The 26730-nt window shown below is 63.3% G+C and carries 31 protein-coding genes and 1 pseudogene; 13 read left to right on the top strand and 19 right to left on the bottom strand.

All coding sequences use genetic code 11. The features are described 5' to 3' along the window. The first annotated feature begins 1 nt into the window (after position 1). The 8 genes from ABIE58_RS11440 (at position 2) to ABIE58_RS11405 (ending at position 7220) form a co-directional block, all read left to right on the top strand. Entirely contained in the window at positions 2–781 is a 780-nt protein-coding gene (locus tag ABIE58_RS11440) for an SDR family oxidoreductase (protein WP_354544853.1), read from the top strand. Positions 782–1075: 294 nt separating this feature from the next. Beyond that, entirely contained in the window at positions 1076–2941 is a 1866-nt protein-coding gene (gene uvrC / locus ABIE58_RS11435; RefSeq protein WP_354544852.1) for an excinuclease ABC subunit UvrC, read from the top strand. 138 nt (positions 2942–3079) lie between these two features. Further along, positions 3080–3751, top strand: coding sequence for a TetR/AcrR family transcriptional regulator (locus ABIE58_RS11430; protein WP_354544851.1), 672 nt, complete (start codon positions 3080–3082; stop codon positions 3749–3751). Next, positions 3748–5052 (top strand): phenylacetate--CoA ligase family protein, encoded by a 1305-nt coding sequence (locus ABIE58_RS11425; RefSeq protein ID WP_354544850.1) that lies wholly within the window; start codon positions 3748–3750, stop codon positions 5050–5052. The genes ABIE58_RS11430 and ABIE58_RS11425 overlap by 4 nt, the downstream gene beginning before the upstream one ends. Further along, positions 5049–5810, top strand: a complete 762-nt coding sequence (locus tag ABIE58_RS11420; protein WP_354544849.1) for an enoyl-CoA hydratase/isomerase family protein — start codon at positions 5049–5051, stop codon at positions 5808–5810. The genes ABIE58_RS11425 and ABIE58_RS11420 overlap by 4 nt, the downstream gene beginning before the upstream one ends. A 48-nt stretch (positions 5811–5858) precedes the next feature. Then, positions 5859–6524 carry a CDP-diacylglycerol--glycerol-3-phosphate 3-phosphatidyltransferase gene (gene pgsA / locus ABIE58_RS11415; protein WP_354544848.1) on the top strand — a complete coding sequence of 222 codons (666 nt, stop codon included), beginning with the start codon at positions 5859–5861 and terminating at the stop codon, positions 6522–6524. Then, positions 6524–6769 (top strand): molybdopterin converting factor subunit 1, encoded by a 246-nt coding sequence (gene moaD, locus ABIE58_RS11410; protein WP_354544847.1) that lies wholly within the window; start codon positions 6524–6526, stop codon positions 6767–6769. Before pgsA ends, moaD begins: the two co-directional genes overlap by 1 nt. 4 nt (positions 6770–6773) lie before the next feature. Next, positions 6774–7220 carry a molybdenum cofactor biosynthesis protein MoaE gene (locus ABIE58_RS11405; protein WP_354544846.1) on the top strand — a complete coding sequence of 149 codons (447 nt, stop codon included), beginning with the start codon at positions 6774–6776 and terminating at the stop codon, positions 7218–7220. Positions 7221–7237: 17 nt separating this feature from the next. Here ABIE58_RS11405 and ABIE58_RS11400 read toward each other — a convergent pair whose 3' ends face one another. Beyond that, positions 7238–7873 carry a hypothetical protein gene (locus tag ABIE58_RS11400; RefSeq protein WP_354544845.1) on the bottom strand — a complete coding sequence of 212 codons (636 nt, stop codon included), beginning with the start codon at positions 7871–7873 and terminating at the stop codon, positions 7238–7240. Positions 7874–8328: 455 nt separating this feature from the next. Between ABIE58_RS11400 and ABIE58_RS11395 the strand changes: the two genes are divergently transcribed. Next, complete coding sequence (locus ABIE58_RS11395; RefSeq protein WP_354544925.1) at positions 8329–8511, top strand: hypothetical protein; 183 nt, start codon at positions 8329–8331, stop codon at positions 8509–8511. Between the two features lie 10 nt (positions 8512–8521). On the opposite strand, the pseudogene ABIE58_RS11390 reads toward ABIE58_RS11395, so the two are convergent. After that, positions 8522–8674: pseudogene (locus ABIE58_RS11390) on the bottom strand (helix-turn-helix domain-containing protein); the annotation flags it as partial. A 532-nt stretch (positions 8675–9206) separates the two neighbouring features. Between ABIE58_RS11390 and ABIE58_RS11385 the strand changes: the two are divergent. After that, positions 9207–9746: an NADPH-dependent FMN reductase gene (locus ABIE58_RS11385; protein ID WP_354544844.1), complete on the top strand. Its 540-nt coding sequence runs from the start codon at positions 9207–9209 to the stop codon at positions 9744–9746. Positions 9747–9906: 160 nt separating this feature from the next. On the opposite strand, the gene ABIE58_RS11380 is transcribed toward ABIE58_RS11385, so the two are convergent. Continuing rightward, positions 9907–11550 carry an ABC transporter substrate-binding protein gene (locus tag ABIE58_RS11380; RefSeq protein WP_354544843.1) on the bottom strand — a complete coding sequence of 548 codons (1644 nt, stop codon included), beginning with the start codon at positions 11548–11550 and terminating at the stop codon, positions 9907–9909. 264 nt (positions 11551–11814) lie between these two features. Between ABIE58_RS11380 and aroC the strand changes: the two genes are divergently transcribed. Beyond that, the gene (gene aroC, locus ABIE58_RS11375) at positions 11815–12918 is read left to right on the top strand and encodes a chorismate synthase (RefSeq protein WP_354544842.1); all 1104 of its coding nucleotides are present in this window, start codon (positions 11815–11817) and stop codon (positions 12916–12918) included. Positions 12919–12928: 10 nt separating this feature from the next. On the opposite strand, the gene ABIE58_RS11370 is transcribed toward aroC, so the two are convergent. Further along, positions 12929–13798, bottom strand: a complete 870-nt coding sequence (locus ABIE58_RS11370) for a DMT family transporter (RefSeq protein ID WP_354544841.1) — start codon at positions 13796–13798, stop codon at positions 12929–12931. A 15-nt stretch (positions 13799–13813) separates the two neighbouring features. Beyond that, positions 13814–14437, bottom strand: coding sequence for a 2OG-Fe(II) oxygenase family protein (locus ABIE58_RS11365; protein ID WP_354544840.1), 624 nt, complete (start codon positions 14435–14437; stop codon positions 13814–13816). Positions 14438–14512: 75 nt separating this feature from the next. Between ABIE58_RS11365 and ABIE58_RS11360 the strand changes: the two genes are divergently transcribed. Beyond that, on the top strand, positions 14513–15244 hold the full coding sequence (locus tag ABIE58_RS11360; RefSeq protein WP_354544839.1) for a hypothetical protein: 732 nt from the start codon (positions 14513–14515) through the stop codon (positions 15242–15244). 95 nt (positions 15245–15339) lie between these two features. Here the strand turns inward: ABIE58_RS11360 and rplP are convergent, their stop codons facing one another. The 13 genes from rplP to rpsL form a co-directional block, all read right to left on the bottom strand. After that, positions 15340–15753: a 50S ribosomal protein L16 gene (gene rplP / locus ABIE58_RS11355; RefSeq protein ID WP_354544838.1), complete on the bottom strand. Its 414-nt coding sequence runs from the start codon at positions 15751–15753 to the stop codon at positions 15340–15342. A 13-nt stretch (positions 15754–15766) separates the two neighbouring features. Then, entirely contained in the window at positions 15767–16474 is a 708-nt protein-coding gene (gene rpsC / locus ABIE58_RS11350) for a 30S ribosomal protein S3 (protein ID WP_354544837.1), read from the bottom strand. Then, complete coding sequence (gene rplV / locus ABIE58_RS11345) at positions 16474–16854, bottom strand: 50S ribosomal protein L22 (protein WP_354544836.1); 381 nt, start codon at positions 16852–16854, stop codon at positions 16474–16476. The genes rpsC and rplV overlap by 1 nt, the downstream gene beginning before the upstream one ends. Positions 16855–16857: 3 nt before the next feature. Further along, entirely contained in the window at positions 16858–17136 is a 279-nt protein-coding gene (rpsS, locus tag ABIE58_RS11340; RefSeq protein ID WP_354544835.1) for a 30S ribosomal protein S19, read from the bottom strand. Between the two features lie 3 nt (positions 17137–17139). Continuing rightward, entirely contained in the window at positions 17140–17982 is an 843-nt protein-coding gene (gene rplB / locus ABIE58_RS11335) for a 50S ribosomal protein L2 (protein WP_354544834.1), read from the bottom strand. A gap of 184 nt (positions 17983–18166) precedes the next feature. Then, entirely contained in the window at positions 18167–18463 is a 297-nt protein-coding gene (locus ABIE58_RS11330) for a 50S ribosomal protein L23 (RefSeq protein ID WP_354544833.1), read from the bottom strand. Continuing rightward, positions 18460–19077, bottom strand: coding sequence for a 50S ribosomal protein L4 (gene rplD / locus ABIE58_RS11325; RefSeq protein ID WP_354544832.1), 618 nt, complete (start codon positions 19075–19077; stop codon positions 18460–18462). Before rplD ends, ABIE58_RS11330 begins: the two co-directional genes overlap by 4 nt. Then, a complete protein-coding gene (rplC, locus tag ABIE58_RS11320) occupies positions 19074–19916 on the bottom strand; it encodes a 50S ribosomal protein L3 (RefSeq protein ID WP_354544831.1) in 843 nt (280 codons plus the stop codon). Before rplC ends, rplD begins: the two co-directional genes overlap by 4 nt. Before the next feature lie 13 nt (positions 19917–19929). Then, on the bottom strand, positions 19930–20238 hold the full coding sequence (gene rpsJ, locus ABIE58_RS11315) for a 30S ribosomal protein S10 (RefSeq protein ID WP_354544830.1): 309 nt from the start codon (positions 20236–20238) through the stop codon (positions 19930–19932). 81 nt (positions 20239–20319) lie between these two features. Beyond that, on the bottom strand, positions 20320–21495 hold the full coding sequence (gene tuf / locus ABIE58_RS11310) for an elongation factor Tu (RefSeq protein WP_354544829.1): 1176 nt from the start codon (positions 21493–21495) through the stop codon (positions 20320–20322). 85 nt (positions 21496–21580) lie between these two features. Then, positions 21581–23698, bottom strand: a complete 2118-nt coding sequence (gene fusA, locus ABIE58_RS11305; RefSeq protein ID WP_354544828.1) for an elongation factor G — start codon at positions 23696–23698, stop codon at positions 21581–21583. An 18-nt stretch (positions 23699–23716) separates the two neighbouring features. Next, positions 23717–24187 carry a 30S ribosomal protein S7 gene (gene rpsG / locus ABIE58_RS11300; protein ID WP_354544827.1) on the bottom strand — a complete coding sequence of 157 codons (471 nt, stop codon included), beginning with the start codon at positions 24185–24187 and terminating at the stop codon, positions 23717–23719. Between the two features lie 92 nt (positions 24188–24279). Next, a complete protein-coding gene (rpsL, locus tag ABIE58_RS11295) occupies positions 24280–24651 on the bottom strand; it encodes a 30S ribosomal protein S12 (protein ID WP_354544921.1) in 372 nt (123 codons plus the stop codon). A gap of 320 nt (positions 24652–24971) precedes the next feature. Here rpsL and ABIE58_RS11290 point away from each other — a divergent pair, with 320 nt between their 5' ends. Beyond that, entirely contained in the window at positions 24972–25790 is an 819-nt protein-coding gene (locus ABIE58_RS11290; protein ID WP_354544826.1) for a glycosyltransferase, read from the top strand. Here ABIE58_RS11290 and ABIE58_RS11285 read toward each other — a convergent pair. Continuing rightward, the gene (locus ABIE58_RS11285; protein ID WP_354544825.1) at positions 25729–26649 is read right to left on the bottom strand and encodes a DMT family transporter; all 921 of its coding nucleotides are present in this window, start codon (positions 26647–26649) and stop codon (positions 25729–25731) included. The genes ABIE58_RS11290 and ABIE58_RS11285 overlap by 62 nt on opposite strands. Between the last annotated feature and the right edge of the window lie 81 nt (positions 26650–26730).

Raw genomic sequence — 26730 nt, 5'->3', positions numbered from 1 at the left:
GATGACACGCGCGCTGGTGACCGGGGCGGGCAAGCGGCTGGGCCGCGCGATGGCGCTGGAGCTTGCGCGGCAGGGGCATGACGTGGCGGTGCATTACGCCACATCCGAGGCCGAGGCCGAGGCCGTCGCCACTGAAATCCGCGACATGGGGCGACAGGCCGTCGCGCTGCGCGCCGACCTGCTCGACGAGGCAGAGGTGCAGCCGCTGGTGGCGCGCGCGGCAGAGGCGCTGGGCGGGCCGGTGCTGACGCTGGTCAACAATGCGTCGATATTCGAATATGACACGCTCGACAGCGCCACCCGCGAAAGCTGGGATCGCCATGTCGAAAGCAACCTGCGCGCGCCCTTTGTTCTCATGCAGGAAATGGCCCGCGCGGTGCCCCCGCCCGAGACCGACGCCAATGGCGAGCCGCGCGCGCGGGGCCTTATCGTCAACATGATCGACCAGCGCGTGCGCAAGCTCACCCCCAATTTCATGACCTATACCATCGCCAAGATGGGGCTGTGGGCGCTGACCCGCACGGCGGCGCAGGCGCTCGCGCCGCGCGTGCGCGTGAATGCCATCGGCCCCGGCCCCACCCTGCAAGGCCACCGCCAGAGCGACGTGCATTTCGCCCGCCAGCGCGCGGCAACGGTGCTGGGCCGCGGCGCGGATGCGGGCGACATCACCGCCGCGCTGGGCTATCTGCTGACGGCCCCCGCCGTCACCGGGCAGCTTATCTGCGTGGATGGCGGGCAGCACCTTGGCTGGCAGACGCCGGACGTGCTCGGACCCGAGTAAAACATGACCCATGATTGGAGTTTTGCACCGGTCACGGTTTCTTCACGCAACCGTTACAGAAAGCCCAATGTTTTCAATAATCTGCCCGTTCTCAATAATTTTATTCTTTATTATCAGCATGATAAATAATTGCCTAAAAATAGGGCATACCGGTGAAGCCCGCCGGATCAAAGGGAATTTTCCCGGCTTGCGAAATTTGTCTCCAGGGTTATCCACAGGAATGGTGGACAGCTTGCCCCTTGCCCCGGACTGCGGGACATTGCAGCACCCACAGGGAATCATATCCTTTAGACCATGACCGAGACCGCCCCCACACCGCCCGCCACCGGCCCCGACGTGATCCGCGGCTATCTGCGCACGCTTGACGGCTCGCCGGGTGTTTACCGGATGCTCGATGCGCAGTCGCGCGTGCTCTACGTGGGCAAGGCGCGCAACCTGCGCGCGCGGGTGTCGAACTATGCACGCCCCACCGGGCATAGCGGGCGCATCGCGCGGATGATCCATGAGACCGCGTCGATGATGTTCCTGACCACGGCGACCGAGACCGAGGCGCTGCTGCTGGAACAGAACCTCATCAAGCAATTGAAGCCGCGCTACAACGTGCTGTTGCGCGACGACAAGAGCTTTCCCAATATCCTCGTCACCGCGCATGATTTCCCGATGATCAAGAAGCATCGCGGGGCCAAGCGCGAGAAAGGCAGCTATTACGGCCCCTTCGCCAGCGCGGGCGCGGTCAACCGGACCTTGGCGCAGCTGCTGCGCGTGTTCCAGCTTCGCAACTGCACCGATGCTGTGTTCGAGAGCCGCACGCGCCCCTGCCTGCAATACCAGATCAAGCGCTGCACCGCGCCCTGCGTCGGCAAGATTTCCAAGGCCGATTATGCCACTCAGGTGCGCGATGCCGAGCGCTATCTCTCGGGGCGCTCCACCGAGATACAGGAAAAACTCGCCACCGAGATGGCGCAGGCGGCGCAGGCGATGGAATATGAGCGCGCCGCCGCCCTGCGCGACCGGATCAAGGCACTGACACAGGTGCAGACCGCGCAAGGCATCAACCCGCGTAGCGTGGCCGAGGCCGATATCGTCGCGCTCCATCTCGATCAGGGGCAGGCCTGCGTGCAGGTCTTCTTCATCCGCGCCGGGCAGAACTGGGGCAACCGCGATTTCTACCCCCGCGTTGGTGCCGATGTGGACGAGGCCGAGGCGCTGGAGGCTTTCCTGGGTCAGTTCTACGACAGCAAGGAGCCGCCGCGCGCCGTGATCCTGTCGCACGCGATCGAGAACCCCGACCTGATGGAGGCGGCGCTCACGCAGAAACTCGGCCGCCGGGTCACGCTCAACGTGCCGCAGCGGGGCGAGAAGGCCGAGCTTGTCGAGGCCGCGCTCAGAAACGCCCGCGAGAGCCTTGCGCGCAAGATGGCCGAGAGCGCGACGCAGGGCAAACTGCTCAAGGGGCTGGCCGAGGCGTTCGATCTGCCGGGGCCGCCGGGCCGGATCGAGGTTTACGACAACAGCCATATTCAGGGCGCTTTTGCGGTCGGCGCGATGATCGTGGCGGGGCCCGAGGGATTTCACAAGAACAGCTACCGCAAGTTCAACATCCGGGGTGAGGATCTGACCCCCGGCGATGATTTCGGCATGATGAAAGAGGTGCTCACCCGCCGCTTCAAACGCCTGCTGAAAGAAGACCCCGACCGCCGCGAGGGGCACTGGCCCGACCTGCTGCTGATCGACGGCGGCGCGGGACAGGTGAGCGCGGTGGCCAGCATCATGCGCGAAATGGGGGTGGAGGACATTCCGATGGTCGGCGTCGCCAAGGGCGTGGACCGCGACCACGGCAAGGAGGAATTTCACCGCGTGGGCAAGCACCCGATGGCGCTGCGCCACAACGATCCGGTGCTCTATTTCATCCAGCGCCTGCGCGACGAGGCGCACCGCTTTGCCATCGGCACGCATCGCGCCAAACGCACCAAATCCATTGCCGCCACGCCGCTCGACGAGGTGCCGGGCGTCGGGGCCGCGCGCAAGCGCGCGCTACTCGCGCATTTTGGCAGCGCCAAGGCGGTAAGCCGCGCCAACCTCGCCGATCTCAAGGCGGTGGAGGGGGTGTCGAGCGCGCTGGCGCAGAAACTCTACGATTTCTTCCACGAACGGGGCTGAGCGGCGCTCTGGCGCATCGCCATTTCCGTGACACCCGTCATCCCCGCGAAAGCGGGGATCTCCAACGCGTGCAATCGAACCGCTTGACAGGGCGGCTATGAAACATGAACATGAATTCATATTCATATTGAGTCGCCCATGCCCCCCGCCCTAAACGCTACACCACAGCCCCCCGACAGCTATCCGCACGCCCTCGCCGCCGAGGCGCGGCAGATGCCTAAGGGCCAACGCACCGCGCAGGCGATCCGCATCGCCGCCTGCGCCCTGCTTGAGGACCAAACGCCCCAAGACCTGACCATCGCCGCCATTTGCGGGCGGGCGGGCGTGGCCACCGGCACTTTCTACCTCTACTTTCCCGATCAGGCGCATCTGCTCGACGATCTGCTGCAGGGCTTTGCCGCCTTCCTTCAGGCCCGCATGATCCGCGCCGGACGCGCCCATCCCGAACGGCCCATGCACGCCGCCACCGCGGCCTATGTGCATCTATTCGAGGCCAATCGCGGGCTGATGAAATGCCTTATCCACCACCTCGACGCCTATCCCGCTGCGCGCGCGGCCTTTCACCGGCTCAACCGCGACTGGATCGCCACCGTGGTCAGGGCTACCCGCCGCCGCCATGCGAGCGCCGGACAGGATACGTTACCCGAGGCCGAACTCACCCGCCGCGCCTATGCGCTTGGCGGGATGACCGATGCCTATCTTTCCAGCCTTCACCTTTCACAAGAGCCGGGGCTGGTTGCGGTCTCGGGGCATCGCGCGGCAGTGATTGCCACGCTCACCACCCTCTGGGAACGGGGATTGCAACCATGAACCTGCTTGACCGGGCCGAGTTTTCCAGCCCCGACCGCCTGCGCCCCCATCAGGCCGCCGCCTGGGCCGTGCAGGGCGATTACGTCGCCCGCCATTCGGGGTTTTACCGCAGCCTGTGGCAGGGCGCGGTCCCGCCCGCCGATCTGGCGGACCTGCCCGCGCTGCCGCTCTCGGACAAGGCGCAACTGCGCGTGGCACAGGCCGATCGCCCGCCCTTTGGCGATTACATGGCCGCCCCGCGCGCCAAGGCGGTGCGCCTGCACCGCACCTCGGGCACCACCGGGCAGGCGATGAACCTGGCGCTCTCGGCGCGCGATTGCGCGGTCACCGAGGCCGTGGGCGGGCGCTGTCAATCCGCCGCCGGGCTGACGCCGGATCACACGGTGGTGCATTGCCTCAACTACCAGATGTGGATGGGGGGCCTCACCGATCACATGACGCTTCAGGCCACCGGCGCGCTGGTGGTGCCCTTTGGTGTCGGCGCGACCGAACTGCTGGTGCGCACCATCCGCGAGGTGGGCATCACCGCGATTTCCTGCACGCCGTCCTATCCGGCGGTGCTGGAGCGTGTCATCGCCGAGCGTTTCCCCGATCTCACCCCGCGCGATCTTGGGCTGAAGCTGGGGCTGTTCGGCGGCGAGGCGGGGCTTGACGATCCCGCCTTTCGCGCGCGCCTGCGCGATGTCTGGGGGATGGAGCCCCGCAACGCCAATTACGGCGTCTCGGATGTGTTCTGCAATTTCGCGGCGCAATGCGAACACGACACGCGGCTGCATTTCATGGGTGCCGATGTGCTCTGGCCCGAACTGATCGAGCCGGAGAGCGGCGCGCCCCTGCCCCTCGCGGCCGGACAAACCGGCGAGCTGGTGCTCACGCATCTGGTGCGCGAGTGCCAACCGCTGGTGCGCTTTCGCAGCGGCGATATCATCGCGGTGGACGAGACCGCCCCCTGTGCCTGCGGGCGCACCGGGTTTCGGTTTCGGGTCGTGGGGCGCTCGGATGACATGGTGGTGGTGCGCGGGCTCAACCTATTTCCCAGCATGGTCGCCGCCGTGCTCAACGGGTTCGCGGTGCTCTCGGGCGATTACCGTATCCCGCTCGACACGCCCCCACCCCATGACAGCCTGCCGGTGGCGGCGGAACTGGCCAAGGGGCACGGGGCCACCCCGGCGCTGGCCGAAGATGTGGCTCAGGCGATCAAGCGCGAGCTTGGCGCGACCGCGCGGGTAACGCTGGTGCCGCATGGCACCTTCCCGCTGACCGAGGGCAAGACACGCCGCGTGCAAAGGAATTACCCATGACCGATTTCACCTATGAGACCGCGCTGAGCACCCTGCACGAGGGGGCCGTGCGCCGCATCACGCTCAACCGCCCCGACCGGCTCAACGCGATGAACCGCGCGCTGATCGACGATGTTGCGCGCGCCTTTGACGATGCCAATGCCGATGCGGGCACCCGCGCCATCGTGCTGACCGGCGCGGGCAAGGCGTTCTGCGCGGGCGATGACCGGCAGGCGCATGTTCACCCGGCGTCAGAGGCCGAGGCGCGCGATCTGGTCTTGGCGATCCAGCGCGCGACCCTTGCCATTGCGCTGGGGCCGAAACCGGTGGTCGGCGCGATCAATGGCTGGGCCGTGGGCGGTGGGTTCGAATGGGCGATCAACTGCGATTTCCCGATCTGGGCCGAGGGCGCGCGCGGCTTTTTCCCCGAGGTGTCGCTCAACCTATTCGTCACCGGCGGGGTGACGGCGCTCTTGCCCGCGCTGGTCGGGCTGGTGCGGGCGCGCGAAATGCTCACCTTCGGCGACCGCTACGATGCGGCGACGCTGCACGCGATGGGGCTGGCGTGGCAGACCGCGTCCGAGGCCGATCTGATCGAGACCGCCCACGCCACCGCCCGCCGCCTGGCCCAACTCCCGCCGCTCTCGGTGCGGGCGATGAAGCGGGTGCTGGGGGCCACCGCGACACCTGACCTGCGCCGCGCGATGGACCTCGAGACCGAGGCCACCATCGCAGGTTTCATGGACCCCGAGACCACCCGCCGCCTCACCGATTTCTGATATGCGACGGCGCTTTCCCTTGGGCATCGGACAGGCTAGAACGGGGCCATGAGATGGACCGTGCCGAATATCCTGACCGTTCTGCGCCTCTTGGCGGCGCCGGGGCTTGCCGTGATGTTTCTCTATTTCAACCGCCCCTATGCCGACTGGTTCGCGCTCATACTCTTTGTCAGCGCGGCGCTTACCGACTGGATCGACGGCCATCTTGCCCGAAGCTGGAAACAGGTGACACGGCTTGGCACCATGCTCGACCCGATCGCCGACAAGGCGATGGTGGTGATCGCGCTGATGGTGATCGTCGGCTATTCCTCGATGTCGCCCTGGCTGGTGCTGCCCGCCACTGTGATCCTTTTTCGAGAGGTTTTCGTCTCGGGCCTGCGCGAATATCTTGGCGATACGGCGGGCACGCTGCGGGTGACGACGCTGGCCAAGTGGAAAACCACGGCACAGATGGTGGCCATCGCCGTGCTCTTTTCGCAGGGCGTGTTCGAGCATTATTTCGGCATGTCCGTCTTTGGCATGGACCCGGCGATGGTGCGCGATATCCTTGCCGGCCAGGTCGAGGATCTGCACGGGCTGTGGTGGAAATATCGCGGCATGGCCTGGACCGGGCATCTCGGTATCTGGCTGTTATGGCTCGCCGCCGCGCTGACGCTGCTCAGCGGGGCGGATTATTTCGTCAAGGCCGTGCCCTATCTGAAGGATGACCGCTGATGGATGTGCTTTACTTTGCCTGGGTGCGCGAACGCATCGGCCACCCCAAGGAGCGTGTCGAGACCGGGGCCGCCACCGTGCGCGACCTCGTCGAGGAATTGCGCGCGCGCGAAGAGCGCTACGCCGCCGCCTTCGCCGATCTGACGGCGCTGCGCGTGGCCGTGGATCAGGAACTTGCCGATTTCGATGCGCCGCTTTCGGGCGTGCGCGAGGTGGCGTTCTTTCCGCCGATGACGGGGGGGTGAACGGGTGGATATCCGCGTGCAGGAGGCCGCTTTCGATCTGGGGGCCGAGGCCAATGCCTTTGCCGCGCGGCAGCGCGGGATGGGCGCGATTGTGACCTTTACTGGCATCGTGCGCGACGTGGCGGGCGGGCTTGATGCGATGGAGATCGAGCATTACCCCGGCATGACCGAACGCGCGCTGCGCAAGATCGCCGAAGACGCCGCGACCCGCTGGCAGATCGGCGATACGCTGATCCTGCATCGCTTTGGCCGATTGGCGGCGGATGAGACGATCATGATGGTCGCCACCGCCGCGCGCCACCGCGCCGACGCGTTTCACGCCGCCGAATTCCTGATGGATTACCTCAAATCCCGCGCCCCATTCTGGAAGAAGGAGCACGGGGCAAGCGGCCCGGCATGGGTTGCCGCCCGCGACGAGGACGAGGACGCGCTCAACCATTGGATTAACTAAGCCAACCACTTTATCTTCTAGGGAGATTCAATGGACTTACCATCACGCGCAATATCTGTAGCTTTCTGCAACGCCAGTTTAATCGTATAAGTTGAAACTGGGAGTGCAAGGGAAATATCCCAATTATTTTGGCCTCGCGCTGAAAGGTTGTTAAGCATAAATTTTTTTGAAGTTACTACTATTGGCACCTCATCGCATACAGAATTTGCAGCACGCATGAACGTCTCAAAGCATGGATACTCATCCAAAAAGCTATCTTTATTGAATACCACCAAGTCAGCAATATGGGCACCTCGAAAAAGCCACTCGTAAAAAACATTTGGATCATTAACCATTACGACATTTAGTTCAAGCTCAATCTCCAACTGATGACGAAATTCGCTGACTCCCTCACACAACCTAGAAAACACAATTACATTTTTTATGATAGGCAAGATCGAGGAGTAATTTTTATAATCAAAAAGAGCATCAATATTTTTTTTCTTGGATATCCTTTGATCAAAATTGTCAAATAAATAATTCACTTCCTTAGCGTTTTCTTCTTCGCCTTCTTCAGCGGAGGTTTTTCCCAAGTGAGTAGGAAAAAAATACCCAGTCAATCTCGCCCTAACAGCTCCACCGATGCTAAGACGCTTATTGCTTAAGCCACTCATCATGATGCCCCTCTTGCTCAGATACCCATCCTAAAAATGTGATATATCACATTTTTCAAGCGGAAACAATCCACATTCCTAAGACCTCTGGGCAGGAGAGGTTGTCGGAAGGTCTGACACAGTACCGCCCTCCAGCCTTGATTTCATCAGTGTTTTTATGGCGTAAAGCTTTCATATTGAACGCCAGCGCGCTCTCGCGGCTTAAAGCAATCTCACAGCCTTGAGCCAAAAACCACACTTGCCGCACTTGACAGATGCATTATAACGTGAAAAATCACATTATTGCATGGCTGCACAAAAGTCGCCTTACTTTGGCCGCACTTTCGTATTGTGAGTGTGGCATAACCTAGACCAATGGCAAACATGACGAAATATTTTCAAGCATAAAGCAAATCTATATCAATCCCGCAATATTAAGGGTGCAGTGGTGACTAATGCAAGATAGAGAGCATCCAGTGGCAGAAGAGATTATAGAAATTCTTGGGCCCGATGGATGTGTTGCAGCTGCAACACAATTAAATAAAATTGGTTTACTCAATCACGAAAAAGCAAAAGAGCATCCCGAAGCTTTAATTGAGACTGTTTATCAAGCTTACAAAGAACTTCATACAGCTCAGACGAAATCTGAGGATAATTGAGACCAATTAAGTTGCCAGGCCTCAAATCTAGAGCTGACTCAATCTGCAGAATTGTTTTTATACGAGGGTTTTCCACACGACCTTGCAATATATCACTGACAGCACGTGGATTAAGACCCGCCCTTCGAGAAATTTCAGCAGCATTGGTTTTCTTTTCACACATGTGGAATCTCAATTCCTCTCGAAAGGTTTCGATATTAAATATCATATCGGAATGAGGTCCCAAATGTTTGCTCCGTAGGTAATCTGTGATTATAAAGCTTCGACAATCCAAGTGTCCAATTGAAAAGTCCTTTGTTGGAGTCTTGGCACCGCGGCATCTCATCGAACCTCAGTGAGTTGTGATCGAGGCCTTTAACATTCCTCAGTTAACATATCACACGACAATCGTTATTAGGCGTAACTGCGATACGGCGCAATAATCCCTTTGTACAGTTGTCATGAAATCCACTGAATGCCGCGCAATGTTGGTTTGCAGAACCCGCTTTGTAATGTCTTTGCGTTTTGCAGCGGGCTTGCGAGTAGTCATTGCCGATCTGCGCTTAGATTTTGTCATGACAACGAACCACGTCGTGACCCGTGCATTTTGTACCAAACACGGCTGCACAGCGCCTGTGCGGGCAGCGCGCGTTGCCAAAAGCACGGTATCGCCCCAAGTTCGGGCAAGTGAGTGACCACAGATAAGAGGACATGACATGGCCAACCCCAAACTGCTCATCCTGTCGGGATCGCTGCGCAAGGGATCGTTCAACCGGATGCTGCTGCGCGAGGCGGCGCGCGCCTTTGGCGAGGCCGAGGTGACCGAGGGCGATCTGGGCCTGCCGCTCTATGATGGCGATCTTGAGGAGGCCGAGGGCGTGCCGCAGGCGGTGCAGGATCTGGCCGCGCAGATCAGGGACGCCGATGCCGTGGTGATCGGCGCGCCGGAATATAACAAGGGGATCACCGGCGTGCTCAAGAACGCGCTCGACTGGATCAGCCGGGTGCCGGGGGCCGCGTTCAAGGACAAGCCGACGGTCGTGGTCTCGGCCTCGGCGGGGCGCACCGGGGGCGAGACGGCGCAATTCATGACACTGTCGTGCCTGACGCAGTTGCAGGCGCGGCTTGTGCCCGGCACCGCCGTTCTCATCGCGGGGGCGATGGATGCCTTTGACGCCGATGGGCGGCTCAAGGACGAGACCTCGCAAAAGCTTCTGTCGGACCGGATGGCGCGGTTGCGCGCCGAGGTGGTCTGACTTGGGGCGGCTCCTGGCCCGTCGTCACCATTCGATATGATGCGCCGAGCCGCGCGGGGACCAAGCGCGACCGTCCCCTCCAAGCCCTCATTGCCCTGCCCCCACACGCGAACGGGCCGCCCTCACCGGGCGGCCCGCCTTGACTCAGTAGCCCCCCCGCTCAGGCGTCGAGCCAGACTTTCTCGTAATGCATCTCGCGGAACTGATGCGCGCTCACGTTCTTGACGCGGTCGGTGTGGTGCAGCGCCTGGTTGCGCCAGAACGGCTGAATGATCGCGCCGCTATCCTGCAAGATCGCCTGAAGTTTCGCCGAGTATTCGCGCCGCGCATCGGCATCGAACACGCCCAGCGCCTCTTCGAGGAGCGCATCGAATTCCGGGTTGGAATGGCCGCTCTCGTTCCACGCCTCGCCGGTGCGATAGGCCAGCGCCAGCACCTGCACGCCCAGCGGGCGCGGCCCCCAATTGGTGGTCGAGAACGGGTATTTCGTCCAGTCGTTCCAGAACGTGTTGCCCGGCATCACCGTGCGCTTGACGTTGAACCCCGCCTCGCGCAGTTGCGCGCCGATGGCATCGGTGGTGGTGGTGCGCCAGTCGCCGTCGATGGAAATGATGTCGATCTCGGTCTCGCCATGGCCCGCCGCGCGCGCCATTTCGATGGCTTTTGCCGGATCGGGCGCAATCTTGGGCAGTTCGGCATATTCCGGGTGGAAGGGGGCAACGTGGTGGTTTTCCGCCGGAATCCCCTCGTTGTTGATCGAAATCGCCAGCAGCACCTCGTTGTCGCAGGCAAGCTGAATCGCGTTGCGCAACGCCTTGCTGTCATAGGGCGGCGTGTCGGCGCGCATCCGCGCGACGATGGTGTTGGCGGTGGGCTTGGATTGCTTGATGAGGCCGAGCGCGTCGTAGCTCTCGATGAAATCGGCGGTGGATTCGTCGTTAATGTCGATCTCGCCGCCGTCAAAGGCCGCCACGATTGAGGCATTGTCGGTGCCGAAGTCGATGAACCGGATGCCATCGAGATAGACATCGCCCCCCCACCACTTGCCATCCTCGCGGCGCTTGACCTCGGCCGCAGTGCCGATCTCGATGGAAACAAGCTCGAACGGGCCGGTGCCGATGGGGGCCTTGGCAAGGTCTCCGTCCTCGCCAAAGCTGCGATGCACGCAAAGCGCCGGATAATCCGACATGCCGGCGATCAGCGTGATATCGGGGCGCGGCAGGTTCAGGCGCACGGTGAAATCGTCCACCCGCTCGATGGCCCCCTCGATGGCGCGGCCGGTATCGGGATCAATCAGCGTGCCCATGCGCGCGGCCATCGAATTGCCTTCGACCGACTTGTCGCACCAGCGGTTGAGGTTGTGGATGATGTCATCGGCGTTGAACGCATCGCCGTTGTTCCAGGTCGCGCCCTGCCGCACCTTGAGCGTATAGGTCTTGGCGTCGTCGCTGACCTCCCAGCCTTCGAGCAGCATCGGCTGAAAGCTGTAATCAGAGGCCCAGCGCACCATCGGCTCGCAGAACTGGCGGCTGATATTGCCCGGCTCGGTCCATGCGAATTTGCGCGGGTCGGTGATTTCGAGCACGCGCGAGGCCACGCGCAGCACGCCGCCGCGCTTGCCCTCTTGCGCCTGCGCGGTCGTCGGCGCGGCGAGGCCCAGAAGACCGTAGGCCGCCGCCGCAGACGCGCCAAAGGTCGAGGCCAGCGCGATGAATTCGCGCCGCTCCATCTTGCCGGCGCGGGTCTCTTCGGCCAGCTTGCGCACGATCGGGCGCAGGGTGTCCTTGGGATGTGAATGGGTCATGTCGTTCCTCCGTGTTGGCCCTTGGCCGGATCGGCCAGTGTCGTTTTCCGACAGGTTCGGTGCCAGTGTTAGCAGGGTTTTTCCCCTGCACCAGTGATTTTATTGCTGCGGGAAGATGTCGCTTTTGAGCCATCCGGCATCCGCCCCGTGCCGCAGCCTAGCGCGATTCCCCGCTGCATATCGCCTGTTTGCGACAAATGCGCGTCAAATCGGCTTGAGACGGGTGTAGCACACGGCTAGATCAACGGCAAAGGAGCCCGCCCCATGAGCCTCAACACTTTCGGTCATCTTTTCCGCTTCACCACCTGGGGCGAGAGCCACGGGCCCGCCCTTGGCGCGACGGTGGATGGCTGCCCGCCGGGGGTGGCGCTTGACGAGGACATGTTGCAGCACTGGCTCGACAAGCGCCGCCCCGGCCAGAACAAGAACATGACCCAGCGGCAGGAACCGGACGCGGTGCGCATCCTGTCGGGGGTCTACCAAGGCGAGACGACCGGCACGCCCGTTCAGTTGATGATCGAGAATACCGATCAACGCTCGCGCGATTATGGCGAGATTGCCCGCACCTTTCGCCCCGGCCATGCCGATATCACCTATCACCTGAAATACGGGCTGCGCGACCCGCGCGGCGGCGGGCGTTCTTCGGCGCGCGAGACGGCGGCGCGGGTGGCGGCAGGCGGCGTGGCGCGCGCGGCGCTCGGGGTGCTTGTGCCGGGGCTGGAGATCAAGGGCTACATGGTCGCCATGGGCGAGCTGGAGCTGGACCGCGCCCGGTTCGACTGGCACGCCATCGACGGCAACGATTTCTGGCTGCCCGATGCCGCAGCCGCGCCCGAATGGGAGGCGTATCTGCAAGACCTGCGCAAGGCTCACGATTCGGTCGGTGCCGTGATCGAGGTGGTGGCGCGCGGTGTGCCTGCGGGCCTTGGTGCGCCGATCTATGGCAAGCTCGACACCGATCTCGCGGCCGCGATGATGTCGATCAACGCCGTCAAGGGCGTCGAGATCGGCGAGGGCATGGCCGCCGCGCGCCTGCGCGGGTCGCAGAATGCCGACGAGATCTTCATGGGCGAGGATGGCCTCGATTTCGGCTCGAACCACGCGGGCGGCATCCTAGGCGGGATTTCAACCGGGCAGGAGGTGGTGGTGCGTTTCGCGGTCAAGCCCACGTCGTCGATCCTGACGCCGCGCCGCTCGGTCACGGTGGAGGGCCAGCCTACGGAGGTCGTCACCAAGGGCCGCCATGATCCCTGTGTCGGTATCCGCGCCGTGCCAGTGGGCGAGGCGATGATGGCCTGCGTGATCCTCGATCACCTGCTTTTGCATCGTGGCCAGGTGGGGGATGGGCCGCGCGGGCACATCGGCTGATCGCGACCGCTCAAACCACGCGTTGGCGCGAAAGCTGCACCGCCAGAATGCCACCCATGATCACCAGCACGCCGATCAGGTCCCAAAGCCGCAGCGCCTCGCCCAGAAGGGCGGCGGCGATGGCCACGCCAAAGAACGGGTTGAGGAAATGGAAGGTCGCGCCCCGCGTCGCGCCGATCCGCTCGACCAACAGGAACCAGACCAGCGTCGCGACAAGGCCGGGGATCAGCGTGGTGTAGAGGAAGGCCGCGACAAGCTGCCAGCTCCATGTCACGTCAAACGGCTCGATCATCAGCCCCAGCGGCCCGACGATGGCCGCGCCCACCATCATCTGCAAGCCCACCACCATCAGAAAATTTCCGCCCGAGGCCGCGCCGCGCACCGACAGCGTGGCAAAGGCCAGTGCAAAGACCGCGATCACGCAGAGCAAGACCCCGTAGAGATCCATCCCCCCCTGAAACCGCGCCCCCATGATGATCGCCACGCCGCCAAGCCCCGCGAAAAGGCCGAGAATGCCGATCCTGCTCAGCCGCTCGCCCATGAAAGTCCAGGCAAAGAACCCCACCAGAAGCGGCATCGTCGAGGCGATGATCGCGGCGAGCGAGGCCTCGATGGTCTGCATCGCCACGAAATTCAGCCCCAGATAGAGCGCGTTCTGGCACACCCCGAAAATGATCGTGGCGCGCCATTGCGGGCGCGTCAGCCGCCAGCTTTGGCCCAGCGCCAGCGCGATCAAAACCCCCAGAAGCCCCGAGATCAGGAACCGCAGCCCCAGCGCCGTCAACGGCGGCGCGGCGGCCACGATGATCCGCGCCGAGGTGAAGGCCGAAGACCACATGACCGCAAAGGCCAGCCCCATACCGAGCACGCGCAAATCCATTGGTATCCCCTGCCCTCAATCGCCCCAGGCGTAGTTGAAACTCACGCTGATGCGATCATCCTCGGCCATGTTCATCGGCACCTCGTGGCGCAGCCACGATTCCCAGAGCAGAACATCGCCCACCTGCGGCGCGACATAGACAAAGCCGCGCATTTCCTCGCGCGCGGCCTTGAGGCGCGGGGGCGCAGCCATCATCCGGGCCGAGCGCGGGTCTTCGAGCTTGAGCGCCGAAGCGCCCTCGGGCATCGCCACGTAAGTGGTGCCGGAAATCACCGAATGGGGGTGGATATGGCTCGAATGCATCGCCCCCTCGGGCAGGATATTGATCCAGATATCTTCAAGCCGCAGCGCCTGTTCGCCGAGATCAAGCTCCAGATCCTGCGCGAAGGCGGCGACATGCGCATCCAGCACGCGCACCAGATCGGCGAAGATCGGAAACCGCCAGGGCAGATCGGTGAGCGAGGCATAGGAGGTATAGCCCGGATAGCCCTCGGCCTCGCACCAGCCTTGGCCCGCCTCATCATCCTCGGCGATGGAATAGCACGACGCCTCAAGCTCGGCTGCGTCGATGGCGGGGCCGTGCTCGCCAAGGCGCGCACGGTAGAGACGGGTCACGAAGAGAGGGCGGATATCGGCCATGCCCCGCGTCTTATCGCACTCCGGGCGGGGTGCAAGGGTTTCTCAACGGTTTCGGGGCAGTCTGGGGCCATGTGCATGGCTGCGTGGCATATCGTGATTCGGGTTCTGGCGGCGGCGGGGCTGCTCTGTGCGGCGGCGGCGACCGGTCTGGCCGAGCCGGGGCTTGGCTGGACGGGGGGCAATCACCCGCCGATGCTGCGGCTCGCCGCCGCGCCGCTCGTGGCGCTGGATGCCGCCCCACGCGGCGGCCTGTTGGCGGGCAGGCAGGCGCGCGATCTGTTTGCCGCGCTGCCGGATCAGGACACGCTCGACCGGGTTGCGCCGGGCGGGCAGGTGCGGGCGCGCCTGCGCGACCTTATCGCGCGGGCCGAGGCGGGGCCTGCGGGCTATGACGCGGTGCAGGGCGGGGCGCACCGCCCCCCGCCACGCCGCCCCACGCGGATGACGCTGCGCGATATCTTCGACTGGATCGACGCCACGCCGGGGCAACACCATGCCGTCGGGCGCTACCAGATCATCCCCGCCACGCTGCGGCGGCTGGTGGCGCGCGCAGGCCTTGATCCCGGCACGCGGTTCGGCCCGGCGGTGCAGGACCGGCTTGCCGATATGCTGCTGGAAGATGCGGGCCTTGGGGCCGTGCACCGGGGCGAGATGAGGCCCGAGGTATTCCGGCTCAACCTCGCCAAGGTCTGGGCCGGGCTGCCCACCCCTTCGGGGCGCAGTTATTATCACGGGGTGGCCGGCAATCGCGCGGTGATGGGCTATGCGGGCTATGCGCGGGCGGTGGATGCTATCCTCGGCGGTTGAGCCTACATGGGGCACGCGGCCCCGCAAAAAAAGAGGCCCCGTGCGAGCGCTCGCACAGGGCCAATCAGTAAGGTCGGGGTGTCACCCAACCGCGTTTACCAGTCCTCGCGGACCACCACGCGGGTCTTGATCGGCAGTTTCATCGCGGCAAGGCGCAGCGCCTCGACGGCAACCGCCTCGCCCACACCGTCGATCTCGAACATCACGCGACCGGGCTTGACCTTGCAGACCCAACGATCCACCGAGCCCTTACCCTTGCCCATGCGAACCTCGATCGGCTTGGCCGAAACGGGCACATCCGGGAAGATGCGGATCCAGACGCGGCCCTGGCGTTTCATGTGCCGGGTCATGGCGCGGCGCGCGGCCTCGATCTGGCGCGCGGTGACGCGCTCCGGCTCGGTCGCCTTGAGGCCAAAGCTGCCAAAGTTCAGGTCAGAGCCGCCCTTGGCCTCGCCCTTGATGCGGCCTTTGAACTGCTTGCGGAATTTCGTGCGCTTAGGTTGAAGCATCTGTCATTCCTCCTCAGCGACGGCCGCCGGCACCACGGGGGGCCGGGCCATCCTGCAGTTCCTGGGCCTTGCGATCACGCGCACCGGGATCGTGCTCCATGATCTCACCCTTGAAAATCCACACCTTGATGCCGATGATCCCGTAAGCGGTCGTGGCCTCAACATTGGCGTAGTCGATATCGGCGCGCAGCGTGTGCAGCGGCACCCGACCCTCGCGATACCATTCGGTCCGCGCGATCTCGGCCCCGCCAAGGCGGCCCGCGACGTTCACCCGGATGCCAAGGGCACCCATGCGCATGGCGTTTTGCACCGCGCGCTTCATGGCGCGACGGAACGATACCCGCCGCTCGAGCTGTTGCGCGATGCTCTCGCCCACGAGGGCCGAATCAAGCTCGGGCTTGCGCACCTCGACGATGTTGAGGTGAAGCTCGCTCGCGGTCATCTTGGCGATCTTGCGGCGCAGCGTCTCGATATCCGCGCCCTTCTTGCCGATGATGACGCCGGGGCGTGCGGTGTGGATCGTGACGCGGCACTTCTTGTGCGGACGCTCGATGATGACGCGGCTGATGCCGGCCTGCTTGCACTCATGCTTGATGAAATCGCGGATCTTGAGATCCTCGAGCAGGAGATCACCGTAATCCTTGGTGTCGGCATACCAGCGGCTGTCCCAGGTGCGGTTGACCTGAAGGCGCATACCGATCGGATTGACTTTGTTACCCATCAGGCTTGCTCCTCGATTTCACGCAGCTTGATCGTGAGTTCCGAAAACGGCTTGCGCAGCGCGCCAAAGCGGCCACGGGCGCGCGGGCGCCCCCGCTTGAGCACGAGGTTCTTGCCGACCCAGGCCTCGGCGACGATCAACTCGTCCACGTCAAGCCCGTGATTGTTCTCGGCGTTGGCAATCGCCGATTGCAGGCACTTGCGCACGTCCTGCGCGATCCGCTTGTTGGAAAAGGTGAGATCGGTCAGTGCCTTCTCGACCTTCTTGCCACGGATCATTGCAGCGACGAGGTTCAGCTTCTGCGGGCTGGTGCGCAACATACGCAGCTTGGCCATCGCCTCATTATCCGCCACGCGGCGGGGATTTTTATCCTTGCCCATGGCTTACTTCCTCTTCGCTTTCTTGTCCGCCGCATGCCCGTAATAGGTGCGGGTGGGGGAGTATTCCCCGAATTTCTGGCCGATCATATCCTCGGATACGTTGACGGGAACGTGCTTGCGCCCGTTATACACCCCAAAGGTGAGACCAACGAATTGCGGTAGAATGGTCGAGCGGCGCGACCAAATCTTGATAACGTCGTTGCGCCCCGATTCGCGTGCTGCCTCGGCCTTTTTGAGGACATAGGCATCGACGAAGGGGCCTTTCCATACAGAGCGGCTCATGTGTTAACGGCCCTTCTTCTTGGCGTGACGCGAGCGCAGGATGAGCTTCTGCGACGCCTTGTTCTTATTGCGGGTGCGCGCGCCCTTGGTGGGCTTGCCCCAGGGCGTGACCGGGTGACGGCCACCCGAGGTGCGCCCCTCGCCACCACCATGGGGGTGGTCGATCGGGTTCATGACGACGCCGCGAACGCTCGGGCGGATGCCCTTGTGCCGCATCCGGCCCGCCTTGCCGTAATTCTGGTTGGAGTTGTCGGGGTTGCTGACGGCACCGACGGTGGCCATGCATTCCTGACGCACGAGGCGAAGCTCGCCCGAGCTGAGACGGATCTGCGCATAACCGCCATCGCGGCCCACGAATTGCGCATAGGCCCCTGCGGCGCGCGCGATCTGCCCGCCCTTGCCCGGCTTCAGCTCGATATTGTGCACGATCGTGCCGATGGGCATCCCCGAGAACGGCATCGCGTTGCCGGGCTTGATGTCGGCCTTGGCGCTCGCGATCACCTTGTCGCCGATGGCGAGGCGCTGCGGCGCGAGGATATAGGCCTGCTCGCCATCTTCATACTTGATCAGCGCGATGAACGCGGTCCGGTTCGGGTCATACTCGATCCGCTCGACGGTGGCCGCGATATCGAACTTGGTGCGCTTGAAATCAACGATCCGGTAAAGGCGTTTCGCCCCGCCGCCCTTGCGACGCATCGTGATTCGTCCGGTGTTGTTCCGGCCGCCATGTTTTGTCAGGCCCTCGGTGAGGGATTTGACAGGACGACCTTTCCAAAGCTCCGAACGGTCGATCAGCACCAGCCCGCGCTGGCCCGGCGTCGTCGGCTTATACGACTTGAGTGCCATGCTTTCTGTCTTCCGTTTGCAAATGCGCGCCCTTGGGCCCGCTCTATCGGGTGGGTGTAACGCCCACCGCTATTATAGGCCCCCGAAGGTGCCCGGCTCGCAGGGTGAGCGGACGCGTGCGCCGTCACCCCTGAAAAACACGCAGCCCCGGCAATGACCGGGGCGGCGCGGATGAAGCCTCTTATTAGAGACCCGTGGTCACGTCAATGGTGTTGCCCTCTTCGAGCATCACATAGGCTTTCTTGACATCCTTGCGGCTGCCCTTGACGCCCCGAAACCGCTTTTCCTTGCCCTTGGTGATGGTGGTGTTCACCGCCTTCACCTTGACCCCGAAGAGCGCCTCGACGGCCTCCTTGATCTGGGGCTTGTTGGCATCGATGGCGACCTCGAAAACGACCGCGCCGTTTTCCGAGGCCATCGTTGCCTTCTCGGTGATGACCGGCTTGCGGATCACGTCATAATATTCGGGTTTCGCGCTCATTTCAGACGAGCCTCCAGAGCTTCGACAGCCGCCTTGGTGAGCACGAGCGTGTCACGGCGGAGGATGTCATAGACATTGGCGCCCATCGACGGCAGCACATCGAGACCCTCGATATTGGCCGCCGCGCGGGCGAATTCGGCGTTGACCTGCGCGCCGTCGATGATCAGCACGCGCTTCCAGCCCAGATCCTTGATCTGGCGCGCGAGCGTCTTGGTCTTGCCGTCGCTCGACGCATCCTCGATCACCACAAGCTCACCCGCGCGGGCCTTGGCCGAGAGCGCGTGCTTGAGGCCAAGCGCGCGCACCTTCTTGGGCAATTCATGCGCATGGCTGCGGGGCGTCGGGCCCTTGTAGATGCCACCCTTGCGGAAGATCGGCGCGTTGCGGTCACCGTGGCGTGCGCCGCCGGTGCCCTTCTGGCGATAGATCTTCTTGGTCGAATAGCTGGTTTCCGACCGGGTCTTGACCTTGTGCGTGCCGGCCTGGCGCTTGTTGCGCTGCCAGCGGACGACGCGGTGCAGGATGTCCGCGCGCGGTTCCAGGCCGAAGATGTCTTCGCCCAGATCGACCGAGCCGGCCGTACCGCCGTCCAGTTTGATCACGTCGAGTTTCATTCCTCGCCTTCCTTCTTCTCGGCCTCGATTTCGGCCTCGGCCTGCTTGAGCGCTTCTGCCTCGGCGGCGGCCTGCTCCTCGGCAAGGCGCTGGGCCTCGGCCTCGGCCTCGGCTGCTGCGGCAGCGGCGGCTTCCTCGGCGGCGCGTGCCGCCTCTTCAGCTGCCGATTTCAGCGCGGCGGGCAGAATGGCGTTCTCGGGGAACGGCTTTTTCACCGCATCCTTGATCGTCACCCAGCCGCCCTTGGATCCGGGAACGGCCCCCTTGATCATGATCAGGCCCCGCTCGGCATCGGTGCGCACCACTTGCAGGTTCTGCGTGGTGACGCGCGCGGCGCCCATGTGGCCGGCCATCTTCTTGCCTTTGAAGACCTTGCCCGGATCCTGGCACTGCCCGGTCGAGCCGTGGCTGCGGTGGCTGACCGAGACACCGTGGGTCGCCCGCAGACCGCCGAAATTGTGCCGCTTCATCGCCCCGGCAAAGCCCTTGCCGATGGAGACGCCCGACACATCGACGAACTGGCCCTCAAAGTAATGGTCGGCGGTGATTTCCTCACCTACGGCGATCAGGTTCTCAGGGGCCACGCGGAATTCCGCGACGCGGCGCTTGGGCTCGACCTTGGCGGCGGCGAAATGCCCGCGCATGGCCTGGCTCGTGCGCTTGGCCTTGGCCGTGCCTGCCCCCAGTTGAACGGCCGAATAGCCGTGCTGCTCAGGGGTGCGCTGTGCCACCACCTGAAGTTTATCCAGTTGAAGGACGGTCACAGGAACCTGCTTGCCGTCTTCCATGAACAGCCGGGTCATCCCGACCTTTTTCGCGATCACACCAGAGCGCAACATCACCGTGCCCTCCTCAAACCGAAATCTGCACATCCACACCGGCAGCAAGGTCGAGCTTCATCAGCGCGTCCACGGTCTGCGGGGTGGGATCGACGATATCGAGAAGCCGCTTATGGGTGCGGATCTCGAACTGGTCGCGGGATTTCTTGTTCACGTGGGGGCCACGCAGAACGGTGTATTTCTCGATCTTGTTCGGCAGCGGGATCGGTCCGCGCACGTGCGCGCCGGTCCGCTTGGCGGTGTTCACGATTTCCAGCGTGCTGGCATCCAGCACGCGGTAATCGAACGCCTTGAGCCGGATGCGAATGTTCTGGCCTTGCATTGGTTGAGCCTTTCGCGGCTTTGGAGTTGATAGGAGGAAGGCCGGACCACCCGACCTCCCTCGTCGAACCCTTAGGGGTAATTACTCGATGATCTTCGACACGACGCCCGCGCCGACGGTGCGGCCGCCTTCGCGGATGGCGAAGCGCAGACCGTCTTCCATCGCGATCGGCGCGATCAGCTCGACGCCGAACTTGAGGTTGTCGCCGGGCATCACCATTTCCGTGCCCTCGGGCAATTCCACCGTGCCGGTCACATCCGTGGTGCGGAAGTAGAATTGCGGGCGGTAATTGGCAAAGAACGGCGTGTGGCGGCCACCCTCTTCCTTGGTCAGGATGTATGCCTCGGCCTCGAACTTGGTGTGCGGCGTCACCGATTTCGGCTTGCACAGCACCTGGCCGCGCTCGACATCCTCACGCGCGACACCGCGCAGAAGCGCGCCGATATTGTCGCCCGCCTCGCCGCGATCCAGCAGTTTGCGGAACATCTCCACGCCGGTGCAGGTGGTCTTGCGGGTGTCGCGGATGCCCACGATCTCAAGCTCGTCGCCGACGTTCACGACGCCACGCTCGACCCGGCCGGTCACAACCGTGCCACGGCCCGAGATCGAGAACACGTCCTCGATCGGCATGAGGAACGGCAGGTCCACGGCGCGCGCGGGCGTCGGGATATACGCGTCCACCGCCTCCATCAACTCGCGGATCGAGTTTTCACCGATCTCGGGGTCACGCCCCTCCATCGCCGCCAGAGCCGAGCCCTTGATGATCGGGATATCGTCGCCGGGATAGTCGTAGGAGGTCAGAAGCTCGCGCACTTCCATCTCGACCAGTTCCAGCAGCTCCTCGTCATCGACCTGGTCGACCTTGTTGAGGTAAACCACCATGTAGGGGATGCCCACCTGACGGCCCAGCAGGATATGCTCGCGCGTTTGCGGCATCGGGCCGTCGGCGGCGTTCACCACCAGGATCGCGCCATCCATCTGCGCGGCGCCGGTGATCATGTTCTTGACGTAGTCGGCGTGGCCGGGGCAATCGACGTGGGCGTAGTGGCGCGTCTCGGTCTCGTATTCCACATGCGCGGTCGAGATCGTGATCCCGCGCGCCTTTTCCTCGGGCGCGCCGTCGATCTGGTCATAGGCCCGGAAATCGCCGAAATACTTGGTGATCGCCGCCGTCAGCGTCGTCTTGCCGTGGTCAACATGGCCGATCGTGCCGATGTTCACATGCGGTTTCGAACGGTCAAACTTTTCCTTTGCCATCGTGTTGGCTCCTTTTTCGTTGCGGATGGTGGGTTGGCACCCACCCTACGGTTTGGGTAGGGCGGGGATATCCCCGCCACCCGGTTTATGCGTATTTCGACTGGATCTCTTCGGAGATGTTCGACGGCACCGGATCGTAATGCGAGAACTGCATCGTGAACTGGGCGCGCCCCGAAGACATCGAGCGCAGCGTGTTGATATAGCCGAACATGTTCGCAAGCGGCACGTTGGCGTTGATCGCGATGGCATTGCCGCGGGTGTCTTGCCCCGAGACCTGGCCGCGCCGCGATGTGAGGTCACCGATGATGCCACCGGTATACTCCTCGGGCGTGACCACCTCGACCTTCATGATCGGCTCGAGCAGTTTGGCACCGGCTTTTTTCAGACCTTCGCGCATGCCCATACGACCGGCGATCTCGAACGCCATCACCGAAGAGTCCACATCGTGGAACTTGCCGTCGATGAGCGCGACCTTGAAGTCGATCACAGGGAAGCCCGCGAGCGGGCCGCTATCCATGACCGAGCGGATGCCTTTTTCCACACCGGGGATATATTCCTTGGGCACGGCACCGCCAACAATCTTGCTCTCGAAGCTGAAGCCCTCGCCCGCCTCCGTCGGCGTGATCACCAGCTTGACCTCGGCGAACTGACCCGACCCACCCGACTGTTTCTTGTGGGTGTAGGTATGCTCGACCTCGTGGCTGATGGTCTCGCGATAGGCCACCTGCGGCGCGCCGATATTGGCCTCGACCTTGAATTCGCGCTTGAGGCGGTCAACGAGGATGTCGAGATGCAATTCGCCCATGCCCTTCATGATCGTCTGGCCCGATTCGATATCGGTCTCGACGCGGAAGGACGGGTCTTCGGCGGCAAGGCGCGCGAGACCGGCAGACATCTTTTCCTGGTCGCCCTTGGTCTTGGGCTCGACCGCGATTTCGATCACCGGGTCGGGGAAGGTCATGGTCTCGAGCACCAGCGGCTTGGCCGGATCGCAAAGCGTATCGCCGGTCGTGGTCTCCTTGAGGCCCGCGAGCGCGATGATATCGCCGGAAAATGCCTCGTCGATCTCGGTGCGGTCGTTGGAATGCATCATCATCATCCGGCCAACGCGCTCTTTCTTGCCCTTGGTCGAATTGAGGATCGCGTCGCCCTTCTTCATCTTGCCCGAATAGATGCGGGTGAAGGTGAGCGTGCCGACGAACGGATCGTTCATGATCTTGAAGGCCAGCGCCGAGAACGGCTCGGCATCATCGGCCTTGCGGACGATATTGCGGGTCTCGGTCTCGTCATCGGGCGAGAAGCCCATGTAATCCGGCACATCGAGCGGCGAGGGCAGGAAATCCACCACCGCGTTCAGAAGCGGCTGAACGCCCTTGTTCTTGAACGCAGAGCCACCCAGAACCGGCACGAAAGCGAGCGCCAGAGTGCCCTTGCGGATCAGGCGGCGCAGGGTGTCGATATCGGGCTCTTCACCTTCGAGATAGGCCTCCATCACGGTATCGTCCTGCTCAACGGCAAGCTCGATCATGTTGGCGCGCCATTCCTCGGCCTCGGCCTTGAGCTCGTCGCGCACCGGCTGACGGGTCCAGCTTGCGCCGAGATCCTCGCCACGCCAGGTCCACTCTTCCATCGTGATGAGGTCGATGATGCCTTCGAGCCGATCTTCGGAGCCGATGGGCAGGTTGACGGGCATCGGCGTGGCACCGGTGCGGTCCTTGATCATCTTGACGCAGTTCAGGAAATCGGCGCCGATCTTGTCCATCTTGTTGACAAACACGATGCGCGGCACCTTGTAGCGGTCGGCCTGACGCCAGACGGTTTCGGTCTGCGGCTCGACACCGGCATTGCCGTCAAGCAGGCAGATCGCCCCGTCGAGCACGGCGAGCGAGCGCTCCACCTCGATGGTGAAATCGACGTGGCCGGGGGTGTCGATGATGTTCAGGCGGTGCTTTTCGCTCTCCGGCTCGGTGCCGGTATAGGTTTTTTCCCAGAACGTGGTGGTTGCCGCAGAGGTGATCGTGATGCCACGCTCCTGCTCCTGCTCCATCCAGTCCATCGTCGCGGCGCCGTCATGCACCTCGCCAAGCTTGTGGGACTTGCCGGTATAGAACAGGATCCGCTCGGTGCAGGTGGTCTTGCCTGCATCGATATGGGCCATGATGCCGAAGTTGCGGTAGTATTCGAGCGTATAGTCGCGTGCCATCGGAGGATGCCTCTCGGGTTACCAGCGGTAGTGGCTGAATGCCTTGTTGGCATCGGCCATCTTGTGGGTGTCTTCGCGTTTCTTGACGGCAGAGCCGCGGCTCTGGACGGCGTCGAGCAACTCACCGGCAAGACGCTCTTCCATCGTCTTCTCGTTGCGGGCGCGCGATGCGTTGATGAGCCAGCGGATCGCCAGCGCCTCGCGGCGCTCGGTGCGCACCTCGACGGGCACCTGGTAGGTCGCCCCGCCAACGCGGCGCGAGCGCACCTCGACCGAGGGCTTGATGTTTTCGAGCGCCTCGTGAAACACCTCGACGGGGGCGCGCTTGATCTTGGTCTCGACGCGGTCAAGCGCGTTGTAGACGATCGATTCGGCGACGGATTTCTTGCCGTCCACCATCAGGTTGTTCATGAACTTGGTCAGCACCCGGTCGCCATACTTGGCGTCGGGCAGGATATCGCGCTTTTCGGCGGCGTGACGACGGGACATCTGTTTCTCTTTCCTCTTGTCATCCTCGGGCCACGCCCTCGGATCTCAAACCAGTGAGATCCCCGCCCTGGCGGGGATGACGCCCGAAGGCGTCACTTGGGGCGCTTGGCCCCGTATTTCGAGCGGCGCTGCTTGCGGTCCTTGACGCCTTGCGTGTCGAGCACGCCGCGCAGGATGTGGTAGCGCACGCCGGGAAGGTCCTTGACGCGGCCGCCGCGGATCAGCACGACCGAGTGTTCCTGAAGGTTGTGCTTTTCGCCGGGAATATAGCTGATGACCTCGAAGCCATTGGTCAGGCGCACCTTGGCAACCTTGCGCATGGCCGAGTTCGGTTTTTTCGGCGTCGTGGTATAGACGCGCGTGCACACGCCGCGTTTTTGCGGGCAGCCCTGAAGGTGCTGCGACTTCGTGGTTCTGACTTTCGGCTGCCGCGGCTTGCGGATCAGCTGTTGGATCGTTGGCATTCCGGTTCTTTCCCCGTCTCTCAACACATGTGTCTGCAAGGGCGCGGCCCCTGCGGTTCATCGAAAACGCGCCGCGCGTCCGCAACACTCATACACCGCATCCGCACCCTTTCATCGGCTGCGACGCGGCGGGCTTCCAGAGGATCGGGGCAATCAGGGCCCGGATCATGACCACTCAAGTTATGAAACAGACGACGGGCGATAGCACCGCGCGCCTGTAGATTGAGCGGCGTATAGGCAGAGTCGCCTGCCTTGTCAACAGCAGCCCGGAGTGCCAAGACTGACACCGCAGAGCCAAAACCACTCGCGAGGCCAGCGCCATGCGCGTCATCGGACTATGCCGCTTTTCCTATCCGGCCCTGGGCGGATTCAAGCGGATGCACGACACGGTGGCCGCGCGCGAGGTCTATCTTTACGATCCCGCGCGGCTGGCGCTGCGGTTCGCGCATTTCGAGAGCCTCACCCTGCCGTCGATTGCCGGGCAGTCGAATGGCGATTTCACCTTTCTTGTCGTGACCGGCGATACCCTGCCAGAGCCGTGGCGCACGCGCCTGCACGATCTTGCCGCCGATGTGCCGCAAATGCAGGTGGTGGAGATGGAGCCGATGCGCCACCGCGACGCCATGCGCCTCGCCATCAAGCAGGCGCTGGGCGAGGACGAGACCGAATCGATCCAGTTCCGGCTCGACGATGACGATGCCGTGGGCGTGGGCTTCGTGCAGGGCCTGCGCTGGTTCGAGCGCAGCACCCGGCGGATGCGGCGCACATGGCGCAACATGGCGTTCGAGTATAATAGCGGCTATGCCGTGCGCCTGTCGGAACGCGGCATCGAGGCCGAGGAGGTCCAGACCCATTTCTGGGCCTGCGGCCTTGCGGTGCTGTTCCAGCCCGGAGACCCGAAAACGGTGATGAATTACGGCCATCACAAGCTGCACCTTGAAATGCCGACGCTGATCCACCCCGCGCCGGGGATGTATCTGCGCGCCCTGCACGGGGATAATGACACCGGCACCGCCCAACACGGCGGCTCGCTCGCCCCGCTCGACGAGGCACAGCGCGCGCTCTTTCGCCGCCGCTTCAACGTGGACGAGGACCGAGTGAAAGCTCTTTTTGCCGCGCGGCCCGCGCACGCCGGCTGACCTGCGCCTCGCGGTAGAGGGTGAACACCCCCGACGCCACCACGATCGCCGCCCCCACCAGCGTGAGCACCTGCGGCCAGTCGCCGAACACCACCCAGCCCAGAAGCAGCGCCCAGAGCAGGCTGGTATAGCGGAACGGCGCGACGAAGGATATCTCGCCCACCCGCATCACCATGATGGAACACAGATAGCCGCCGATGATCATCACCGACGCCCCGCCGATCAGAAGTGCCGCGCGGCCATCCACCGGGGCCCAGCCCTGCGACACGCTCGCGAGGCCGAAAAACACCATGATCGAGGCCGAGGTGATGAGCGTGACCAGCATCGACGGCACCTCGCGCGAGAGCCGCCGCGTGGCAAGATCGCGCAGCGTCACAAAGGCCACGGCGGCAAGGCCATAGACCGAGTAGACGGTAAACCCCTCGGTGCCGGGGCGCACGATCAGCATCACCCCGACAAAGCCCGCGAGGATCGCCACCATCCGCCGCCAGCCCACCGGCTCGCGAAAAAACAGCGCGGCGGCAAGCGTGATCGTGAGCGGCAGCGCCTGCATGATCGCGCTGATATTGGCGATGGGCATGTTGAACAGCGCCGAGATGAAGAAATAGGCCGAGCCGACCTCGCCCACCATGCGCCAGAAGACAGGTGCCCAATCCGCGCGCGGCAGGCGGCGCGCGAGCGCCCCCATCCACCACGCGATGATAGCCACCAGCACCGTGGTCAGCACCCCGCGCAGGAACAGCACCTGGAAAAGCGGCACCTGCCCCGAGAGCGACTTCATCATCGCGTCGTTGAAGGTAAAGGCCGCCATCGACCCCATCATCAAGAGCGCGCCGGTCAGGTTGTCGGAACGTGGCATCGGGGAACCGCGCGGTTAGGGGGTTACGGGTGGGGGCCAGCCCCCACACCCCCGGAGTATTTCGGCCAAGAAGAAAGCGCA

It is taken from the genome of Roseovarius sp. MBR-78, from assembly GCF_040547535.1.
Lineage (GTDB): Bacteria > Pseudomonadota > Alphaproteobacteria > Rhodobacterales > Rhodobacteraceae > Roseovarius.
This window is presented reverse-complemented; position numbering and strand designations above follow the sequence as displayed.

Excerpts from the sequence above, each read along its gene's own strand:
- ABIE58_RS11440 (WP_354544853.1), top strand. The coding sequence starts at position 2 with ATGACACGCGCGCTGGTGACCGGGGCGGGCAAGCGGCTGGGCCGCGCG.
- uvrC (WP_354544852.1), top strand. The coding sequence starts at position 1,076 with ATGACCGAGACCGCCCCCACACCGCCCGCCACCGGCCCCGACGTGATC.
- ABIE58_RS11430 (WP_354544851.1), top strand. The coding sequence starts at position 3,080 with ATGCCCCCCGCCCTAAACGCTACACCACAGCCCCCCGACAGCTATCCG.
- ABIE58_RS11425 (WP_354544850.1), top strand. The coding sequence starts at position 3,748 with ATGAACCTGCTTGACCGGGCCGAGTTTTCCAGCCCCGACCGCCTGCGC.
- ABIE58_RS11420 (WP_354544849.1), top strand. The coding sequence starts at position 5,049 with ATGACCGATTTCACCTATGAGACCGCGCTGAGCACCCTGCACGAGGGG.
- pgsA (WP_354544848.1), top strand. The coding sequence starts at position 5,859 with ATGAGATGGACCGTGCCGAATATCCTGACCGTTCTGCGCCTCTTGGCG.
- moaD (WP_354544847.1), top strand. The coding sequence starts at position 6,524 with ATGGATGTGCTTTACTTTGCCTGGGTGCGCGAACGCATCGGCCACCCC.
- ABIE58_RS11400 (WP_354544845.1), bottom strand. The coding sequence starts at position 7,873 with ATGAGTGGCTTAAGCAATAAGCGTCTTAGCATCGGTGGAGCTGTTAGG.
- ABIE58_RS11385 (WP_354544844.1), top strand. The coding sequence starts at position 9,207 with ATGGCCAACCCCAAACTGCTCATCCTGTCGGGATCGCTGCGCAAGGGA.
- ABIE58_RS11380 (WP_354544843.1), bottom strand. The coding sequence starts at position 11,550 with ATGACCCATTCACATCCCAAGGACACCCTGCGCCCGATCGTGCGCAAG.
- aroC (WP_354544842.1), top strand. The coding sequence starts at position 11,815 with ATGAGCCTCAACACTTTCGGTCATCTTTTCCGCTTCACCACCTGGGGC.
- ABIE58_RS11370 (WP_354544841.1), bottom strand. The coding sequence starts at position 13,798 with ATGGATTTGCGCGTGCTCGGTATGGGGCTGGCCTTTGCGGTCATGTGG.
- ABIE58_RS11365 (WP_354544840.1), bottom strand. The coding sequence starts at position 14,437 with ATGGCCGATATCCGCCCTCTCTTCGTGACCCGTCTCTACCGTGCGCGC.
- ABIE58_RS11360 (WP_354544839.1), top strand. The coding sequence starts at position 14,513 with ATGGCTGCGTGGCATATCGTGATTCGGGTTCTGGCGGCGGCGGGGCTG.
- rplP (WP_354544838.1), bottom strand. The coding sequence starts at position 15,753 with ATGCTTCAACCTAAGCGCACGAAATTCCGCAAGCAGTTCAAAGGCCGC.
- rpsC (WP_354544837.1), bottom strand. The coding sequence starts at position 16,474 with ATGGGTAACAAAGTCAATCCGATCGGTATGCGCCTTCAGGTCAACCGC.
- rplV (WP_354544836.1), bottom strand. The coding sequence starts at position 16,854 with ATGGGCAAGGATAAAAATCCCCGCCGCGTGGCGGATAATGAGGCGATG.
- rpsS (WP_354544835.1), bottom strand. The coding sequence starts at position 17,136 with ATGAGCCGCTCTGTATGGAAAGGCCCCTTCGTCGATGCCTATGTCCTC.
- rplB (WP_354544834.1), bottom strand. The coding sequence starts at position 17,982 with ATGGCACTCAAGTCGTATAAGCCGACGACGCCGGGCCAGCGCGGGCTG.
- ABIE58_RS11330 (WP_354544833.1), bottom strand. The coding sequence starts at position 18,463 with ATGAGCGCGAAACCCGAATATTATGACGTGATCCGCAAGCCGGTCATC.
- rplD (WP_354544832.1), bottom strand. The coding sequence starts at position 19,077 with ATGAAACTCGACGTGATCAAACTGGACGGCGGTACGGCCGGCTCGGTC.
- rplC (WP_354544831.1), bottom strand. The coding sequence starts at position 19,916 with ATGTTGCGCTCTGGTGTGATCGCGAAAAAGGTCGGGATGACCCGGCTG.
- rpsJ (WP_354544830.1), bottom strand. The coding sequence starts at position 20,238 with ATGCAAGGCCAGAACATTCGCATCCGGCTCAAGGCGTTCGATTACCGC.
- tuf (WP_354544829.1), bottom strand. The coding sequence starts at position 21,495 with ATGGCAAAGGAAAAGTTTGACCGTTCGAAACCGCATGTGAACATCGGC.
- fusA (WP_354544828.1), bottom strand. The coding sequence starts at position 23,698 with ATGGCACGCGACTATACGCTCGAATACTACCGCAACTTCGGCATCATG.
- rpsG (WP_354544827.1), bottom strand. The coding sequence starts at position 24,187 with ATGTCCCGTCGTCACGCCGCCGAAAAGCGCGATATCCTGCCCGACGCC.
- rpsL (WP_354544921.1), bottom strand. The coding sequence starts at position 24,651 with ATGCCAACGATCCAACAGCTGATCCGCAAGCCGCGGCAGCCGAAAGTC.
- ABIE58_RS11290 (WP_354544826.1), top strand. The coding sequence starts at position 24,972 with ATGCGCGTCATCGGACTATGCCGCTTTTCCTATCCGGCCCTGGGCGGA.
- ABIE58_RS11285 (WP_354544825.1), bottom strand. The coding sequence starts at position 26,649 with ATGCCACGTTCCGACAACCTGACCGGCGCGCTCTTGATGATGGGGTCG.